General features: G+C 69.9%; 3 protein-coding genes. 1 reads left to right on the top strand and 2 read right to left on the bottom strand.

The genetic code is table 11. The features are described 5' to 3' along the window. Positions 1–439 (top strand): hypothetical protein (locus GH737_RS15650; protein ID WP_196233254.1); only part of this gene is annotated, 439 nt, incomplete at its 5' end. Between the two features lie 10 nt (positions 440–449). On the opposite strand, the gene GH737_RS14920 is transcribed toward GH737_RS15650, so the two are convergent. Together GH737_RS14920 and GH737_RS15645 are read right to left on the bottom strand one after the other, a co-directional pair. Further along, the gene (locus GH737_RS14920; RefSeq protein WP_155265542.1) at positions 450–659 is read right to left on the bottom strand and encodes a DUF2093 domain-containing protein; all 210 of its coding nucleotides are present in this window, start codon (positions 657–659) and stop codon (positions 450–452) included. Positions 660–663: 4 nt separating this feature from the next. Further along, on the bottom strand, positions 664–857 hold a 194-nt coding region (locus tag GH737_RS15645), incomplete at its 5' end, for a hypothetical protein (protein WP_420853466.1).

The raw sequence follows: 857 nt of genomic DNA, 5'->3' as shown, positions 1-857 counted from the left end.
CGCCCCCCCCGCGCAGGTGCAGCGCCTGATGGCGTGCCGGGCGATTGCGGCGGCCGACCAGCGACTTGCCTGCTTCGACCGCGAGGCCGCGGCGGTTGGCCAGGCGATCGCGAGCAAGGACATCGTCATGGTCGACAAGCAGAAGGTCCGCGCGGCGGGACGCTCGCTGTTCGGCTTCTCGATCCCCAATTTTGGCGGGCTGTTCGGCGGCGAGGGCGAGATCGATCAGATCGAGGGCACGATCCGGAGCACTGGGCGAAACCTCGACGGCGGCTGGGTGATCACCCTCGACGACGGGTCGACCTGGAGCCAGACCGACGATTGGCCGGGGCTCGATGCGCGGCCGGGCAAGAAGGTCAACGTAAAGCGCGGGTCGCTGGGGAGCTTCTGGCTGACCATCCCCGGCGGAAACGGGATCAAGGTGAAGCGGATCGGCTAGCTGCGGCTGCCTAGCGCGACCCGGCCGCCTGCTCGCCTTTGAGGCTGGCCGCAGCGTCGACATAAGGCTCCTGCCGTTCGACGCTCCAGTAACGCAGCTCGTGGAGCGGGATCCGCGCGCCGGTGACCGCACAGACCACATGGTCGCCGTCGCTGAGCAGGCGGAAAGTGCCGGGCAGATAATGAACGCGTGCGGCCCTGCCGCTTCCAGACATGAGCATCGGCTTACTCCTCCGGCGCGTCGAACAGGCCGGGCTGCCCGCCCATGTAGGATCGCCGGAGCTTGCGCTCAACCGGCCGGGCGGCGGTCCCGCCGCCGTCGACAGCCGCATCCACGCTTCCATCGCCGAAGCGCAGCGTCAGCAGGTTGGCGCGCCGCGCTTCGGCGGCACGGGTCAGGGTCGCGCCGTCGCGGCTCG

Origin of the sequence: Sphingomonas segetis (assembly GCF_009720245.1) — a bacterium.
Lineage (GTDB): Bacteria > Pseudomonadota > Alphaproteobacteria > Sphingomonadales > Sphingomonadaceae > Sphingomicrobium > Sphingomicrobium segetis.
Note: the sequence above shows the minus strand (reverse complement) of the source record. Positions and strands in the feature narration are given on the sequence as shown.

Coding starts and splice junctions, on each gene's coding strand:
- GH737_RS14920 (WP_155265542.1), bottom strand. CDS start 659: ATGCTCATGTCTGGAAGCGGCAGGGCCGCACGCGTTCATTATCTGCCC.